The sequence below is a fragment of the Xenorhabdus poinarii G6 genome (genome assembly GCF_000968175.1).
Taxonomy (GTDB): Bacteria; Pseudomonadota; Gammaproteobacteria; order Enterobacterales; family Enterobacteriaceae; genus Xenorhabdus; species Xenorhabdus poinarii.
The window spans coordinates 3,177,438-3,194,014 of sequence record NZ_FO704551.1 but is presented as its reverse complement, the minus strand read 5'-3'; the positions used below and the strand labels follow the sequence as shown (position 1 = coordinate 3,194,014).

Genomic DNA, 16,577 nt, shown 5'->3' with positions numbered 1-16,577 from the left:
TACATTGACGAGTAAACCTCTTATAATCCGCGCCGGAGTTGACCAGGCAGTCGCTGCTTTACGGCTCTTTCGGGAGAGGTAAAGGGGAGGAAAGTCCGGGCTCCACAGGGCAGGGTGCCAGATAACGTCTGGGAGGCGAAAGCCTACGACTAGTGCAACAGAGAGCAAACCGCCGATGGCTCATTTTTGCAAAAAAGTGAGATCAGGTAAGGGTGAAAGGGTGCGGTAAGAGCGCACCGCGCGGCTGGTAACAGTCCGTGGCACGGTAAACTCCACCCGGAGCAAGACCAAATAGGGGTTCACAGGGTACGGCCCGTATCGAACCCGGGTAGGTTGCTTGAGCCAGTGCGCAAGTGCTGGCCTAGATGAATGGCTGTCCAAGACAGAACCCGGCTTATCGGTTAACTTCACAGATTTAGCCCCATAGAGCGCAAGCTTTATGGGGCTGATTTCGTTTGGGGGCGGATGAGCAACATGAATTAGTCATCCAAATCAATAAAGAGTCCCTGAAAAGGGGTCTCTGCCTGTCATATCACCTCCGGCTCTTCCTGAATAAAGACACCATCCCCGCATTTAATTTTCACGTCTCTGTTTGTGCCGCCATGGATAGTTGCGTTTCCACGCATGGATTGCAGATAGGCCTGTTTGCCGCGTAGGGGCAGTGCGCCTTGCTGGATAATATTCAGGACATCAACATGCGGGTAAGATTTGGGCTAATGATCCTCGATCTGAATTATCTGGACGTTAAAATATTAGCTAGTTAATCTGGTGGCAATATTCAAAATTCCTGATTGAGAAACCTATGGGCAAAGAACGCGCGCTTACCTTAGAATCCCTGCGAGTCATGGATGCGATAGATCGACGGGGCAGTTTCGCTGCGGCGGCAGATGAGTTGGGTCGGGTACCTTCAGCACTGAGTTATACCATGCAGAAGCTGGAAGAAGAGCTGGATGTTGTACTGTTTGATCGTTCGGGTCATCGCACAAAATTTACTAATGTTGGCCGGATGCTGTTAGAACGAGGGCGATTATTGCTTGATGCCGCCGATAAATTGACGGCAGATGCGGAAGCGCTTGCCCGCGGCTGGGAAACGCATCTGACTATTGTGTGTGAGGCATTGTGTCCCGTTTCATCGCTTTTTCCTCTCGTGGATAAATTGGCAATGAAATCAAATACACAACTTTCGTTAGTGACGGAAGTGCTGGCAGGTGCCTGGGAACGTTTGGAAACCGGCCATGCGGATATTGTGATTGCCCCTGATCTTCACTTTCGGGCTTCGGCTGAAGTGAATTCACGGGCACTGTATTCTATCAACAATGTTTACGTTGCCAGCGCGGATCATCCGATCCACTATGAACCAGAACCCTTGTCTGATACCACACGGGTAAAATATCGTGGGATTGCTGTCGCAGATACGGCACGGGAACGTCCGGTGTTGACGGTTAAATTACTGGATAAACAATCCCGCCTGACAGTCAGTTCACTGGAAGATAAGCGTCAGGCACTTTTGGCGGGACTGGGTGTGGCAACGATCCCCTATCCGATGGTGGAACACGATATTGCCGAAGGTCGTTTGCGTGTGATTGGTTCGGAATACAGTCATGAGACCAACGTGATCATGGCCTGGCGACGCGATAGTATGGGAGAAGCGAAGTCCTGGTGCTTACGTGAAATTCCGAAGTTATTTGCGAAACAGAAGCGTTAATTGCCCGCCAGACGGAGGGTTCTGCTTTTGTCATTTGATATGGCTGCTGATTGAAAACAGCAGCCAATAAATGCTCCGGTTGATGGGTCTGACATCGTTGGGAGAAATTACCAATTTTTCTTCAATACATAGTCAAGACTGAATCTTCCCGGCCCCATCATCGCCAGCAACAGATAACCTGCCCCGATAGCGAAATTTTTCAGGAACATCGTCATGTTCATGTCATCTGAAAAATCATGGTGGAACAGAACAGCGGTCAAGATACAAAAAATAAAAGTAAAGACAGCCGTGGTACGGGTTAACAGGCCGAATATCACCGCAATCCCACCGCCAAGTTCAAGCAAAATAGTCAGCGGCAGTAAAATGCCTGGTACCCTCATGGCCTCCATAAACGCTTGCGTTCCTGCGTAAGCTTCACCTAGTTTCCCATACCCGGCAATAATGAAAAGAACGGATATTAAAATACGGGCAACCAACAGGCCACTATCTTCAAATTTTTTCATGAATATCTCCAAGAGTACCGCAGGTAGCGATAAATAAGCTGTCTGTATCGATTTTTTGCACCCGAAACATGGGCGAAATGGCTCGATTTGTTAATCATTATCTGATGGTGGGTATTCTAAAGAGAGGTGTTATTTGTTGATAGTAAGGAATATTAACTATTTCATGCAATTTTTTTGAAAAAACAGGCTGAAATACAGAAAAGGATTTGAACAGGCGACAGGATGACAACTCACCCCCATGTCATCATGAACATGATGACATGGGGGTTGGGCCTAATTTTTATACAGCGTGTTCCGTATTACTTTTACGATCCCCAGGATGCGGCTCATATGACGTAACCCACGATAAAATGTCCTGGGGTGGCGCAGGCCATACAGGAAGAGCATAGCGGAACCCATTGCGAGATAAGGTTTGACATTAACGAGGGTTTGCCAGCCTTTATCATAAGGTTGTGTGACTTCAAGCCAGTTTTGGCCATAGGTAGCGAGTAACTGCCGTTGTTGCTGGATCTTATTTAATAACCGCTGCTTGCGCTGATGAAGTCCCGATTTATTCATGGGGGTCATCCTCCAGCATTTGACGGTCAATATCTAATTGCGCTTGGGTTGTGTTAAGAAAGGAGAGCTTCCGGGCGGTTCTTATCGTCCATATTGTACTGAATATGGCAAGGAACAACAGTGTTCCGGCCGTGATCGCCATTGCGGGGATGCGATAGGCTGGCTCGATGGCCCAGAATATCACGATCAATAGGCTCATCAGGCCGAAGCCTGCAAATAATAATGTCAATCCCACCAGTAGCAGGAGCTGAATCAGTGCTGCGGCTCCCTCTTCCAATTCCACTGCAATCAGTTGGATTCGCGTTTCGACGATACGAACAACAATTGCGGCGACTCGCCGTACCGTCTCAAAGAGCCCTTTTCCGGGACCTTTGACGTGAGGGGATTGACTCATTTCAGCGCCTTGAAAGCAGAATACCTAAGACAACGCCAACTACGGCACCGATACCGATCCCTGTCCACGGATTATCACGGACATAACTATCTGTACGGCAGGCAATTTCTTTCGTGTGATCGACTAGTTTATCGTTGACATCATTCAGCGTATGACGGGCTTCTTTCAGCATTTTTTCCGCTTTGCCCCGTAATTTTTCCAGTTCAGCCTTCGATTTCTCACCAGAATCATTTAGAACTTCTTCCAGTGTATCCGCAAGGGACTGTAATTCGGCTCGTAAATCCTCAGCGTTTCGTTTCTGTGGCATCACTTATCTCCTGAAATAGACAGTAGATGAATTCTTACCATAGTCGCTTTTATAAAGAGTTTAAAGGAGAGGTTGATGAAAAATTGTCATTATAGATGAAGAATTAACCGATAAAGCCGGTGAGGTGGATGAGCAGGCGAGTTGAGTGGTGGCCGAAAAGGTGTAAGCACACGGTGAACTCATCTTGCAAGGCATAGCAGTGCTGCCCATGTTCGGCATCGGTATTTTCGTCCGCCTGTAACACCGGCTGCGGTAACAAGGCTTGACGGAGGATTTCCGCCAACGGTTTCAGGGTGGCTTCCAGTTCCTGGATACGCGGCATCAGAGCGTGATTTTTTTCGCATTCTTTGACTAAGTTGGCATGAAATCCCTGTGCCAGTTGGTGCAGTTCATTCGGATCTTGTGTTATCAGCGGGAGAGGGGGCTGAGCTGATGCTGCCGCGCGTATTGTGTTTGGGTCAGGCCGCTGGCTTGCCAGTCGGTGACGTGTTTTCGTTGCTACTGTTCTCGTGATGTGTAGCGTAATGTTGACATCGGAAACCTCGTATCAAATAAAACCGGGTTCCCACTGCTGGAATAAAAACAACTCAGCAAGGTGAGTTCATCGTGTGCTTACTGTTAATGCGACAGAACCATGTATTCAAAGTATGCTCGCGCCCTTGGGGTACTTAAGGAAAATAAACGGGCTATTTTTATTTTTCTCTTTACATCATAAACAATGACGATGATTATCTCGGCACCATCACCCACTCTATTATTTTATGAGGAAATGCCTCTGTATTTTGACCTGGTTTCATATATTGTGTTTTTTATAATAACCAATATTTTGATAATTTGGATTGTCGGGTTTTATCACCATGAAATTAAATTTATGTGATAAGGCTCTTAAAAAAAATCATTTTAAATTGAAATAATAATTTAACTTAGTATCATTTTTCGAATGACTAAAGATTAGATATATCTTAATTAAAGTAACCATAAGAACTTTTCACCCACGTTATTATTACGAAAAATATATAGATTAATTGAAATAAAATAAAAACATATCTATATTAAACAAATTAAATATTATTAACTTTGTACTTTACTTGAGTGTTCTTGTGATTGCTCTGATATTTTAATATGAAGTTTCATTTCTGAACGACAAGGAACACTCATGCTTAATATTGCATTATTTGGTGCTGGTAGGATTGGGCAGATTCATGCGGTGAGTATTGCCAGTCATAAAGAAACTTGCCTTTATTCTGTCATTGATCCTTATCAGGAAAATGCACAAATTTTGGCACAAAAATACCAGTCTAGAATACAAACAACTGAAGAAGCCATGTTTGACCCGGATGTTCATGGTGTACTTATTGCTTCCGCAACAGATACGCATGCTGATTTGATCGAACTGGCTGCACGGCACAATAAAATGATTTTTTGTGAAAAACCGGTTCACCTTAATCTTGAACGGATACGTCAGTGCCTTGCTGTAGTAAAAACGTCTCAGGTTCCTCTGTTTGTCGGCTTCAACCGCCGCTATGACCCTCAGTTCCGTCGGTTAAAAAACCTGTTTCAGGCCGGAAAAATTGGTAATGCAGAATCTTTGATTATCACCTCACGTGATCCTTCTCCGCCATCTGCTGAATATATTCAGGTTTCTGGCGGCATATTTCGGGATATGACTATTCATGATTTTGATATGGCTCGTTTTATTATCGGTGAAGAACCGTGTACTATTTATGCACAAGGAAGCAATTTGGTCGATCCTGCCATTGGTTTAGCCGGTGATATTGATACCGCGTTTATTGTCATGAAATTCCCTTCGGGCGCAATGGCTACCATCGCTAACAGCCGCCGTTCAGGGTATGGCTATGATCAGCGTCTTGAACTGCATGGTGAAAAAGGCTTACTGACTGCCGGTAATATTAAGGAAAACAATGTGGAGTTATGGGGAGAAAGCGGATGCCTTTCCGCTAAACCTGAACATTTCTTTCTGCAACGTTATCGTGAAGCCTATATCGCGGAATGGAACCATTTTGTTGATGTCATGGCAGGCAGAGCCACTCCTGAGACCACTGGTTTTGATGGTGAACAGGCATTATTCCTTGCCGATAAATCTCTTGAGTCTTTAAAAATAGGTAAAGAAATAAAACTGTAATCAGTCGATCTGTAAGGAGAAATATGTCAGTTTTTTTTTCATTCATTGGTTTTACCTTATTGGTCGCTGGGGTCGCTTATTATAAAACAAGAAATAAACACCTAATTGATTCGATAGAGGGCTATTTTCTTGGTGGCCGCTCTCTGACCGGTATTTATATCGGTAGCTCCATGTTATTAATGAATCTGTCTACAGAGCATCTGGTTGGTTTAAACGGACTGGCATTCAGAACAGGTTTTATTGTTATAGCATGGGAAATGATAGCCGTCTTAACGATTGTACTGTTTGCGATTTATTTTCTGCCAAAATATTTAAAATTGGGGATATCAACTATTCCAGAATATTTAGAGCGGCGATTTGATAAAGATACCCTGCTGATTACTTCGATTTTATTTTTGGCAATGTATGTTATTTCGTTATTGCCTATTGTTTTATATACTGGTGCTATTGCACTGGAAAGTCTGTTTCAGGTTTCTCAGGTATTTAATGTCGATAAAACAACAGCATTATGGATTATGGTTTGGGGTGTCGGTGGGCTTGGCGCAATTTACGCTATTTTTGGTGGAATTAAAGCGATTGCTGTTGCTGACACCATTAATGGTATCGGGTTAATTATTGGTGGAGTTATAGTTACGGTTTTTGCCTTACTGTATGTAGGGGATGGCAGTGCCTGGAAAGGCCTGACTGACATTTATCAGGCTCATCCTGATAAATTCAATTCCATTGGCAGTGAAGATTCACTCGTCCCATTTTCAACCCTATTTACAGGATTGATTATTTCCAATATGTTCTTCTGGTGTACTAACCAATCCATCGTACAAAAATCACTGGGCGCCAAGAACCTAGTGGAAGGGCAAAAGGGGGTCATGCTATGCGCTATATTAAAACTGCTTATTCCCTTCATTATCATTTTACCCGGTGTTATTGCATTTCATATTTTCAATGGGCAAGTAGATAATCCGGATAATGCCTACCCTGCTTTAGTCCAATTAGTTCTGCCTAAAATACTAGTTGGTTTTTTTGCTGCGGTTGTTGTCGGGGCTGTATTCTCTACATTCAGTGGTGGGTTGAACTCCTCTGTCACTTTATTTACTGTCAATATTTACAAACAGCGAATTAATCCGGATGCCAGTGAAGCGCGAAGTGTGGCTGTCGGTAAATATCTGGGTATTGCTCTGGCATTGGTAACTATGCTGATTGCTCCGCTTGTTGCTAATGCTCCCGATGGTTTGTTTTACCTGATCCAGCAATTACAGGGAATTTTCAATGCCCCCATTCTCAGCGTCGTACTTGTCGGATTAATAACAAAACGTGTTCCCCCGATTGCCGCAAAACTGGGGCTGTTATTTGGTATGTCGGCATATATAGTCTGTAACTTTATCCTGCATATTAATACCCATTTCTTCCATCTGGTCGGTATCTTATTTGTGCTTAATGTCATTTTTATGCTGACAATTGGTTATTTCTTCCCAGCGGAAAGTTATAAAGAAGTGTATACAAAACAAGTGGATATTACCCCATGGTCAATGGTGAAACCAATGGGGTGGTTAATTACACTGGCAGCTATCTCAATGTATGTCTTTCTGGCTCAAAATGTGCCGGACTATGTGATGACACCCTACTATTTGCTTGCTGCTGGAATTCTGGGATATGTCGTTTATCAAATGAGTAAAGTGTTGTCTAAGCGCCCCATTCATCGTGAAAGTGCCGAGAAAACCAGCGTAATGGAATTCAAATAATAGAAAGAAATTCGGATTGGCTTGATTGATGTTGGTTAACGTAACTGAAATTAATTAGATCTTGCAGTTAGCAACATACATGGGTTAGCAACATAAGTTGCAAAATGCATATTAGGTAAGAGTCGGAGCGATGGAGCAACATAAAAAGTTTGATGTTATCTGTATGGGATGTATTACGGTTGATTTATATAGTCAGCAGATAGGATCTCCTCTGGAAGAGGTGACCAGTTTTTCTAAATATCTGGGAGGTTCTTCCGTAAACGTGGCTTATGGCACAGCGCGTCATGGTTGACTGCCGCCTATGCAAGCTAAGACATGGGATCATACTGAAGAGTTAATTATCCAATGCGACCCGGGATGCCGTGGCGTTGTGATTTTTGGGCTGGATGCTCCAAAAGAGGTATTGAAGGTCGGTTTTGCTGCAGCAAAGGGGGAATCCATTGTGAAAGGTTTTGCGGTTGGCCGCACACTATTTGGTAAAGCATCACTGAAATGGCTGGCTAACGAAATTGATGATCGGGCACTGATCCTGCAAATCAAAACGAATTTCCACAACCTGATTAATGATTGGCGTCAGCGTGAAAAACAAGACGAAGAATACATTCTTATATTATAGGAGAAGCATCATGACAGTTCAACTTGGCATCAATCCTCTGACATGGACCAATGATGATCTGCCTTCTTTGGGCGCAGAAACATCCTTGGAAACCTGTTTGTCAGAAGGACGTCGGGCAGGGTTCGCAGGTTTTGAACTGGGTAATAAATTTCCTCGCCAATCGCATATCCTGGGGCCTATTTTGGCTTCCCATTATCTGAAACTGGTATCTGGCTGGTATTCCGGAAACTTGCTGACACGCAGTGTGGAAGACGAAATTGCAGCAGTGCAGCCACATTTAACGCTGTTACGTGAACTGGGAGCAACGGTGATGGTCTTTGCTGAAGTGACAGATTGTATACATGGTGACCAGAGTAAGCCTGTGCATTCGCGACCGCTTTTTCCGGTAGAGCGCTGGCAGGAATATGGAAAAAAATTAACAGAATTTGCCAGTTATACTCAGTCTCAAGGGGTTCAGATTGCCTACCACCATCATATGGGAACTGTGATTGAAAGTGCTGAAGATATTAATCATCTGATGGAAAACACCGGTGAAGAAGTCGGCCTGCTACTGGATACAGGGCATTTAACCTTTGCGGGAGATGATCCGCTGGCTGTAGCAACACGTTGGAGCAAACGAATTAATCACGTCCATTGCAAAGATATCCGTCAGGATGTACTGAGAGATGTCAAAAACCGTAAAATCAGTTTTCTTGATGCGGTGCTGAATGGGGTTTTTACTGTGCCGGGCGATGGTTGCGTCAATTATCCTGATATTTTCAATGTATTGAGAGATAACGATTATCACGGCTGGTTGGTTGTTGAAGCGGAACAAAATCCCGCTGTTGCTCATCCACTGACTTACGCCACTTTGGGATACAACAATCTACATCGTTTCGCCAGCGAGGCTGGACTTATTTAACGTAGACACCAAAAAATGACTTTGAGGTAGGTGATAGTTTCACTTATTGCGTTAATTTAGCATTTCTCAAAATTGGATTGATTATCAACCGGTTTTATGGAGGTTTTCTCATGCCAGCTGCGATTTGGGCACTAGCTATAGCTACTTTTGGAATTGGTACAACAGAGTTTGTAATTTCAGGATTACTTTCTGAAATAGCAACTGAATTTAGGGTTTCAATACCTGCCGCGGGGTATATGGCCACAAGTTATGCCTTGGGCGTATTTATTGGCGCACCGGTTTTAATCATTGCAGGGAAAAGTGTAGAAAGAAAAAAAATGCTTTCCATATTAATGGTATTCTTTATTGTTGGAAATATATTAACGGCGTGTGCACCAACATTTTGGTTAGCGATTACTGGTCGTGTAATAACATCTCTAACTCATGGTTCATTTATTGGAATAGGCTCTATCATTGCAGCTGAACTTGTTCCTCAAAATAAAAAAACCAGTGCAATTGCATTTATGTTTAGCGGAATGACGCTTTCTACTTTAATAGGAATACCTTTAGGAACCTGGTTAGGGCAAATGATTTCTTGGCGAATAACGTTCGTTATGATTTCGGGTATTGGACTTGTTGCATTATTAGGCATTTTAAAGTTAATTCCTCGGTCTCAATCACAAACCAACACAAATATAAAAACAGAATTACTGGCCTTTAAAAATTATAATGTATTGATTTGTATGGGTATCACTATTTTAGGGCCTGCTGCTTTCTTTACTTCTATTACTTATATTTCTCCGATGATGACATACATTACCGGGTTATCAGAGAATTCAATAAAATGGGTGCTATTGATATTCGGTTTAGGTCTTTTTTTTGGCAATATCATCGGTGGAAAACTAGCGGATAAAGCGCTAATGCCTTTATTGTATTGGACTCTTGGGTTACAAGGTTTCGTATTATTTGTTTTTTGGATTTACGCCGAAAATCCATTCATTGCTTACTTAAGTATTTTTCTAATGGCTGCTTTTGGCTTCGCAACCGTCTCTCCCATTCAACGTTTAGTGATGGATAAATCTAGAGAAGCTGGTGCGCCTAATCTTGCATCTGCTGTAAATATTGGATTATTTAATTTAGGTAATGCGATAGGAGCTTGGTTGGGCGGTGTCGTAATCACAGCGAATTACGGCTACGAATCACCAAATTTAGTCGGAGGATTACTCTCTTCTGCTGCTTTGGTGTTAGCTTTACTATTAGGGTTGCTCGATTATCGAAGATCAAAAGTAACAAGTTGAAATATTATTATTTAATCTGAAGCTTATTTAAGAAGGGAACTAAAGTGCCTGAGGTATGAGCAAAATTTTTGCTAAAGAAAACAAAATTGCAAAAATCCTCAGGCATGTATAATTTTTGCATGAAAAATAAGGATAAATAAACATGTCAAAATTTAAAATTGGTGTATTAAGTACAGCTAGAATAGTAGAGCTAGGAATTGTTTTACCTGCTAAATCAATGAATGTTGAGCTTTATTCAGTTGCAGCGCGAGATCCAGAAAAGGCGAGAAAATTTGCTAAACAGCACAATTTCACACGTTACCATAACACTTATCAGCAACTCATTGATGATCCAAAAATTGATATTATATATAATCCACTGCCAAATGGATTACATGGGCCATGGAATATAAAAGCGATTAAATCGGGTAAGCATGTCTTAACAGAAAAACCTTTTTCTAGCAATGAAAGTGAAGCGAGTACAATTTGTGAAATAGTACGTAGCACAAATAGTTTTCTTATGGAGGGATTTCATTACAGCTTCCATCCAGTTTGGATAAGAATAAATGAATTACTCAATATAGGTGTTATTGGTAAATTAAAAAAAATAAACATTGTAATGATTATGCCAGAAGCTCCTGTTCATGATCCACGATGGTCGCTTGAGTTGGCCGGAGGAGCTCTAATGGATTTAGGGTGTTATGCCATGCATATTTTTAATCGTCTGATATCATTTGGGGGAGGCGGGCCTCAGATATACAAGTGCCGGACTCATGAAAGACTGAAAAATTCAGGAGTAGATGAGAAAGCAGATGTTATAGTAAATTACCCAAATGGATTAATAGGAACGGTTCATTGTGATATGGGAGGTGATAGAATAGAATTCACGATTGAATTCATAGGTGAAAAAGGTAGAATTTTTGCTTTCAATTTCTTACACCCACATATGGATGATCGTATATTGATTGAGACTAATCAAACGACAGTAATAGAAAAATTAGGAAAAACTTATAGTTACACTCATCAATTACAATCATTTCTAGATTACCTACAACATAGCATTTCTCCTATTCCATTAGATGAATCTTTAGAAACAATGAAATTAATAGATATTTGTTATCGTCTTGCAAAGATGGAACCACGTCCAACTATAGTGATGTGATGGACGGTGCGCTGGACAATACTGAATCTTGCGGTTGAAAGGTCTGACGGAGGGTTTCCGCCAACGGTTTCGGGAGTGGCTTCCAGTTCCTGGATATGCTGCATCAGGGCGTGATTTTTTTCGCATTCTTTGACTAAGTTGGCATGAAATCCCTGTGCCAGTTGGTGCAGTTCATTCGGGTCTTGTGTCATCAGCGGGAGAGGGGTTTGGGGCTGAGTTGATGCTGCCGCGCGTACTGTGTTTGGGTCAGGCCGCTGGCTTGCCAGTCGGTGACGTGTTGTCGTTGCTGCTGTTCTCGTGATGTGTAGCGTAATGTTGGCATCGGAAACCTCGTATCGAATAAAACCGGGTTCCCATCCTGCTGGAACGAAAAAAACTCAGCAAGGTGAGTTCACCGTGTGCTTACGAAAAGGTCATGTCCTGTGGTATCAGCAAAACATACCACAGGAAAATGCAACGGGTTATCGGGAGGCATTATTGGCGCGTTTTTTACGCCAAATGACGGTCAGGCTACCAATTAATCCGATAAACAACAAACCGAGGGGTAAAAGCATCAGAAAATTCATCAGATATTCTTCGTATTGGCGGAACAGCGGGCTTTTACCGAGCGCATAGCCCAATGTTGTCAGGATAGTGACCCACAGGAAGCCGCTCAGCCAATTGAATATTTGGAAGCGCCCATTTCTTAGCCCGGCAAGACCCGCTAAGGTTGGCAGTAATGTTCTGATAAACGCCAGGAAACGGCCAATCAACAAGGCCGACAAACCATGGCGGTGGAACAAATTATGCGCGCGCTGATGGTAATGTGCAGGAAGATGTGACAGACAGCCCTGAACGATTTTCGTATTACCAAGCCATCTTCCCTGAAGATATCCGACCCAGCAGCCAAGGCTTGCCCCGGCGGTGAGAATGGCGAGGGTGATAGGAAAGCTCATGGCCTCTTTAGCAATCAAGACACCGACTAATATCAAGAGACTATCACCGGGTAAAAACGCAGCGGGTAATAGGCCGTTTTCCAGAAAAAGGATGATAAATAGCAAAATATAAATTGCCCATACTAAGGAGGGGTTCGCCAGTGTTTCGTAATCTTGGTGCCAAAGTGCATAAATCAGGTCTGTTACAATTTCCATCAAATGTTCCTAAAACGCGGGTTAAGAATTGCATCTTACTTTTATGGTGCATTTATGGTGAATTTCTATTGGACACTTTGAAATACAAAGCATCAAAACTCGATGTCATAAAATGCGCTTGATATCCCTTTAAGGGGGCATAAAGATTGACAGGGACACTTTAGCAAAATCAACAGTAGCGAGATAGACAATTTTGCTGATCAATTAAACATAGACCGAATGTAAAAGTCAGTTCATTTCGAGACATCGATGAATGAATCATTTAACAAGTTTTCTCAAAATAATATTCATCGGCAATTTATCGTATGAAAGGTTTAAATGTTGTTGTCATAGCCGCTAAATCTACGCGAGAGCATTCAGTCAGTTAACAAAAACGCATCCTTTGTGATGACAGGTATGAGATAAATAACCGATGCAAAATATTGTCATTGGGAATTCTATAATTACTTCAATTTAAACGGGGATTTTTTATTTTCTCACTGTTTGGCAGGCTGCAATACGTCGCTATTTTGAGCGGAAAATTGCAGTTTCGATCACATAAATGTGAATAAAATGTTATAAATTTTAGGGTTGTCTGTATATTGCAGTAAATCATGCGTTGTCGTTTTCATCATTTCCCTGATATTGGGAAAGCAAACACAGAAAACATCAGGTTCAACGAATCACAAAGACAAAATGGATAGACTATGGAAAAACAACAGCGAGGTTTTGTGCATTATATTGTACAGGGAAGCCTGGTCAAACAAATCCTGTTTGGCTTAATACTAGGGATATTACTGGCATGGCTGGCGCCTTCTGCGGCTAAGTCAGTTGGTATATTGGGAACACTGTTTATTGGGGCTTTGAAAGCAGCTGCGCCTGTTTTAGTGTGGGTGCTCGTTATGTCTTCAATTGCAAACCATAAAACAGGTCGAAAAAGTCGTGTTCGTCCGATCTTATTCCTCTACATCATTGGAACATTTTTATCCGCATGTGTAGCAGTTGCGGGTAGTATGTTGTTCCCATCGACATTGCAGTTGGTGGTGAATAACATCAAAATATCACCACCAGAAGATATTATTGAAGTTCTGAGAGGAGTACTACTTAATATCGTTGCCAATCCTATTGATGCGCTACTCAATGCTAACTATATCGGTATATTGGCATGGGCAACGGGGTTAGGTATTGCTTTACGTCATGGAACGGAATCAACCAAGTCTATGATGCAGGATTTGGCCGAAGGGGTATCACAAGTCTTGCGTGTGATTATCCGTTTTGCGCCTATTGGCATTTTTGGATTGATATCGACAACGATTGCTACAACCGGGTTTAATGCTTTATTAAGCTATGTACAATTGTTGTCGGTATTGCTAGGTTGTATGATTTTTGTCGCATTAGTCATTAATCCATTGATTGTTTATTGGAAAATTCGCCGCAATCCTTATCCCCTGGTTTTTGACTGCTTGCGCGAAAGTGGCGTGACTGCGTTCTTTACCCGTAGTTCAGCCGCTAATATCCCTGTCAATATGGCAATGTGCCGCCGGATGAATTTACATGAAGATACTTATTCTATTTCTATTCCTTTAGGATCCATTATCAATATGGGAGGGGCGGCTGTTACCATTACCGTATTGACATTAGCTGCTGTGAATACATTGGGTATCCCTATTGATCTACCAACCGCCGTTTTATTGAGTGTCGTGTCTGCAGTGGCTGCATGTGGAACTTCAGGTGTAGTAGGCGGTTCTTTATTGTTGATTCCATTGGGATGTAGCATGTTTGGTATTTCCAATGAAATTGCTATGCAGGTTGTTGCTGTGGGGATGATTATCGGTGTTGTACAAGATTCGGTTGAAACTGCATTGAACTCATCCACTGATGTGCTATTTACCGCCGCTGTTTGCCAAGCTGAAGAGACTCGTACAGCCGCAGCTCAATTGACACAGCGTTAATCAAATTATTCGTGAGTTAGAAGAAGAACGGTGATAATGGATAATTATCACCGTTCTTGCTTTACAACGTAAGTGCCAATCGAGTGCCTTGATCGATAGCTCTGCGAGCATCCAATTCGGCGGCGATATCTGCCCCGCCAATCACATGCACACTTTTTCCCATTGCCTGTAACGGTAAGTAGAGCGTTTTTAAAGGCTCCTGACCGGCACAAATAATCACATTATCCACTTCAAGGCATTGTTGTTTATCACCACGGCGGATATGCAATCCTTGATCATCGATTTTTAGATATTGCACGCTGTTGAGCATTGTAACGCCCCGCAGAGATAAACTTGCTCTATGTACCCACCCCGTGGTTTTCCCCAGGCTTTCACCGACTTTGCTATCCTTCCGTTGTAGCAGATAAATTTTTCGTGGTGAAGGCGCGACTTGTGCGCCAGCTGGCCGCAGCCCGCCCCGATGTGTTATCGTCTGGTCAATGCCCCATTCATGGCTAAATGCATGACTACTCAGGCTGGTGCTCTGTCCGCTTTGACTCAGGTACTCAGCCGTATCAAAGCCAATGCCCCCGGCGCCGATAATGGCAACGCGTTTTCCGACGGGGCGCTTATATTTCAATACATCAAGGTAAGTCAGTACCTTTTCATGTGCAATGCCATCGATATTGGGTGTGCGTGGCATGATCCCGGTGGCGATAACAACTTCATCAAACGATGAAAGTTGCTCAGCGGTTACCGTGTGATTGAGACACAATGTGACACCATTCAGTGCTAACTGGCGTCCAAAATAGCGTAAGGTTTCATGGAACTCTTCTTTACCGGGAATTTGTTTAGCGATATTAAATTGCCCGCCAATTTGATTTTCACGTTCAAATAGCGTGACATGATGTCCCCGGCTAGCGGCGGTAACGGCAAAGGATAATCCCGCAGGCCCTGCACCAACGACAGCGATAGTTTTGGGTGCCTTTACCGGCGTGTAAGTCAATTCGGTTTCATGGCAGGCGCGGGGATTGACCAGACAAGATGTCAACTTACCAACAAAAATACGGTCCAGACAGGCCTGATTACAGCCAATACACGTATTGATTTCATCAGCCCGGTTTTGTTCGGCTTTCAACATGAATTCGGCATCGGCAAGGAAAGGGCGAGCCATAGAAACCATATCCGCGCAGCCTTCACGCAGAATTTGTTCGGCAACTTGAGGATCGTTGATGCGATTGGTTGTAATTAAAGGAATGCCGACTTTCCCCATCAATTTTTGCGTGACCCAACTGAAACCTGCTCTGGGCACCATCGTTGCAATGGTTGGAATACGGGCTTCATGCCAGCCGATACCGGTATTGATGATGGAAGCGCCCGCTTTTTCAATTTCCCGTGCCAGTTGCTCGATTTCTTGCCAGTTCGAACCCTCTTCGACTAAATCCAGCATCGAGAGGCGGTAGATGATAATAAAATGCGCGCCTGCAATCGCGCGGACAGCATTGACAATTTCTATCGCAAAACGCATCCGGTTTTCGAAGCTGCCACCCCATTTGTCTTGTCGATGGTTTGTGCGGGTCACCAGAAATTGATTGATCAGGTAACCTTCTGAACCCATGATTTCCACGCCATCATAACCGGCTTGTTGCGCCAGTTGGGCGCAGCGAGCAAAATCCTGGATGGTCTGCTGGATATCCTCCTCCGACATTTCTCGTGGGGTAAAGGGATTAATCGGCGCCTGGATGGCTGAAGGCGCGACGGCGTTTTTCTGATAGCTGTAACGTCCGGTATGCAGGATCTGCAAAGCAATCTTTCCCCCGGCCTGATGTACCGCATCGGTAATGCACTGGTGATGCGGCAGGGCATCTTCACTATCCAGGACACTTGCCCCGGCTGTGACAACGCCCTGTTGGTTTGGTGCGATACCGCCAGTGACAATCAAGGCGACACCGCCCGCTGCCCGTTCGGCATAAAATTGCGCTAAACGTTGGGCTCCGTCCGGGTGTTCTTCAAGCCCCGTATGCATTGAACCCATTAAGACACGGTTTTTTAGTGTGGTGAAGCCCAAATCCAGTGGTGCAAACAGGTGAGAGTAATTGCTCATTGCATTCTCCATCAAATATTTGGTCGCTCAATTAATATTATGATTTCTGTATGGTGCTATGTTGCCAAGTGGTCGGATGAGATGATGATCAAATTTAGACAGTTCCGGCATGATTGGAATCATTTTGTTAATTGATTGTGACAAACATC

At 43.3% G+C, this 16,577-nt stretch carries 18 protein-coding genes and 1 other RNA gene; 11 read left to right on the top strand and 8 right to left on the bottom strand.

The features are described 5' to 3' along the window. Positions 1 to 34: 34 nt before the first annotated feature. Both rnpB and XPG1_RS14750 read left to right on the top strand, forming a co-directional pair. An RNA gene (gene rnpB / locus XPG1_RS17180) (RNase P RNA component class A) lies at positions 35 to 413 on the top strand. Positions 414 to 802: 389 nt separating this feature from the next. Continuing rightward, the gene (locus XPG1_RS14750) at positions 803 to 1,705 is read left to right on the top strand and encodes a LysR family transcriptional regulator (RefSeq protein WP_045959758.1); all 903 of its coding nucleotides are present in this window, start codon (positions 803 to 805) and stop codon (positions 1,703 to 1,705) included. Positions 1,706 to 1,812: 107 nt separating this feature from the next. Here XPG1_RS14750 and XPG1_RS14745 read toward each other — a convergent pair whose 3' ends face one another. The 5 genes from XPG1_RS14745 to XPG1_RS14725 all read right to left on the bottom strand — a co-directional run bounded on the left by XPG1_RS14745 (position 1,813) and on the right by XPG1_RS14725 (position 3,789). Continuing rightward, a complete protein-coding gene (locus tag XPG1_RS14745) occupies positions 1,813 to 2,208 on the bottom strand; it encodes a DoxX family protein (RefSeq protein WP_045959757.1) in 396 nt (131 codons plus the stop codon). Positions 2,209 to 2,481: 273 nt separating this feature from the next. Further along, complete coding sequence (locus XPG1_RS14740) at positions 2,482 to 2,766, bottom strand: YqjK-like family protein (RefSeq protein ID WP_045959756.1); 285 nt, start codon at positions 2,764 to 2,766, stop codon at positions 2,482 to 2,484. Next, complete coding sequence (locus XPG1_RS14735) at positions 2,759 to 3,160, bottom strand: phage holin family protein (protein ID WP_045959754.1); 402 nt, start codon at positions 3,158 to 3,160, stop codon at positions 2,759 to 2,761. Before XPG1_RS14735 ends, XPG1_RS14740 begins: the two co-directional genes overlap by 8 nt. A gap of 1 nt (position 3,161) precedes the next feature. After that, positions 3,162 to 3,467 (bottom strand): ElaB/YgaM/YqjD family protein, encoded by a 306-nt coding sequence (locus XPG1_RS14730; RefSeq protein WP_045959752.1) that lies wholly within the window; start codon positions 3,465 to 3,467, stop codon positions 3,162 to 3,164. Positions 3,468 to 3,570: 103 nt separating this feature from the next. After that, a complete protein-coding gene (locus XPG1_RS14725) occupies positions 3,571 to 3,789 on the bottom strand; it encodes a hypothetical protein (protein ID WP_045959751.1) in 219 nt (72 codons plus the stop codon). Positions 3,790 to 3,839: 50 nt separating this feature from the next. Here XPG1_RS14725 and XPG1_RS18585 point away from each other — a divergent pair, with 50 nt between their 5' ends. The 8 genes from XPG1_RS18585 to XPG1_RS14695 all read left to right on the top strand — a co-directional run bounded on the left by XPG1_RS18585 (position 3,840) and on the right by XPG1_RS14695 (position 11,284). Next, on the top strand, positions 3,840 to 3,980 hold the full coding sequence (locus tag XPG1_RS18585; protein WP_157879512.1) for a hypothetical protein: 141 nt from the start codon (positions 3,840 to 3,842) through the stop codon (positions 3,978 to 3,980). Positions 3,981 to 4,623: 643 nt separating this feature from the next. Then, entirely contained in the window at positions 4,624 to 5,610 is a 987-nt protein-coding gene (gene iolG, locus XPG1_RS14720) for an inositol 2-dehydrogenase (RefSeq protein ID WP_045959750.1), read from the top strand. 23 nt (positions 5,611 to 5,633) lie between these two features. Beyond that, positions 5,634 to 7,349 (top strand): solute:sodium symporter family transporter, encoded by a 1,716-nt coding sequence (locus XPG1_RS14715; protein WP_045959748.1) that lies wholly within the window; start codon positions 5,634 to 5,636, stop codon positions 7,347 to 7,349. A gap of 130 nt (positions 7,350 to 7,479) precedes the next feature. Further along, the gene (locus XPG1_RS18580) at positions 7,480 to 7,641 is read left to right on the top strand and encodes a hypothetical protein (RefSeq protein WP_157879511.1); all 162 of its coding nucleotides are present in this window, start codon (positions 7,480 to 7,482) and stop codon (positions 7,639 to 7,641) included. A gap of 9 nt (positions 7,642 to 7,650) precedes the next feature. Further along, positions 7,651 to 7,965, top strand: a complete 315-nt coding sequence (locus XPG1_RS14710) for a 2-deoxy-5-keto-D-gluconate 6-phosphate aldolase domain-containing protein (protein WP_045959746.1) — start codon at positions 7,651 to 7,653, stop codon at positions 7,963 to 7,965. 10 nt (positions 7,966 to 7,975) lie between these two features. Next, complete coding sequence (gene iolE / locus XPG1_RS14705) at positions 7,976 to 8,866, top strand: myo-inosose-2 dehydratase (protein ID WP_045959745.1); 891 nt, start codon at positions 7,976 to 7,978, stop codon at positions 8,864 to 8,866. Positions 8,867 to 8,976: 110 nt separating this feature from the next. Beyond that, entirely contained in the window at positions 8,977 to 10,143 is a 1,167-nt protein-coding gene (locus XPG1_RS14700; protein WP_045959743.1) for an MFS transporter, read from the top strand. 142 nt (positions 10,144 to 10,285) lie between these two features. Further along, complete coding sequence (locus tag XPG1_RS14695; protein WP_045959741.1) at positions 10,286 to 11,284, top strand: Gfo/Idh/MocA family protein; 999 nt, start codon at positions 10,286 to 10,288, stop codon at positions 11,282 to 11,284. Positions 11,285 to 11,474: 190 nt separating this feature from the next. On the opposite strand, the gene tnpA is transcribed toward XPG1_RS14695, so the two are convergent. Together tnpA and XPG1_RS14690 are read right to left on the bottom strand one after the other, a co-directional pair. After that, positions 11,475 to 11,606 (bottom strand): IS66 family insertion sequence element accessory protein TnpA, encoded by a 132-nt coding sequence (gene tnpA / locus XPG1_RS19340; RefSeq protein WP_436286812.1) that lies wholly within the window; start codon positions 11,604 to 11,606, stop codon positions 11,475 to 11,477. A gap of 139 nt (positions 11,607 to 11,745) precedes the next feature. Then, positions 11,746 to 12,414, bottom strand: coding sequence for a DedA family protein (locus XPG1_RS14690; protein WP_045959740.1), 669 nt, complete (start codon positions 12,412 to 12,414; stop codon positions 11,746 to 11,748). 686 nt (positions 12,415 to 13,100) lie between these two features. Here XPG1_RS14690 and sstT point away from each other — a divergent pair. Further along, positions 13,101 to 14,345 carry a serine/threonine transporter SstT gene (gene sstT, locus XPG1_RS14685; RefSeq protein WP_045959739.1) on the top strand — a complete coding sequence of 415 codons (1,245 nt, stop codon included), beginning with the start codon at positions 13,101 to 13,103 and terminating at the stop codon, positions 14,343 to 14,345. A 61-nt stretch (positions 14,346 to 14,406) separates the two neighbouring features. On the opposite strand, the gene XPG1_RS14680 is transcribed toward sstT, so the two are convergent. Further along, positions 14,407 to 16,428 carry an oxidoreductase gene (locus XPG1_RS14680; protein ID WP_045959738.1) on the bottom strand — a complete coding sequence of 674 codons (2,022 nt, stop codon included), beginning with the start codon at positions 16,426 to 16,428 and terminating at the stop codon, positions 14,407 to 14,409. Positions 16,429 to 16,577 lie beyond the last annotated feature (149 nt).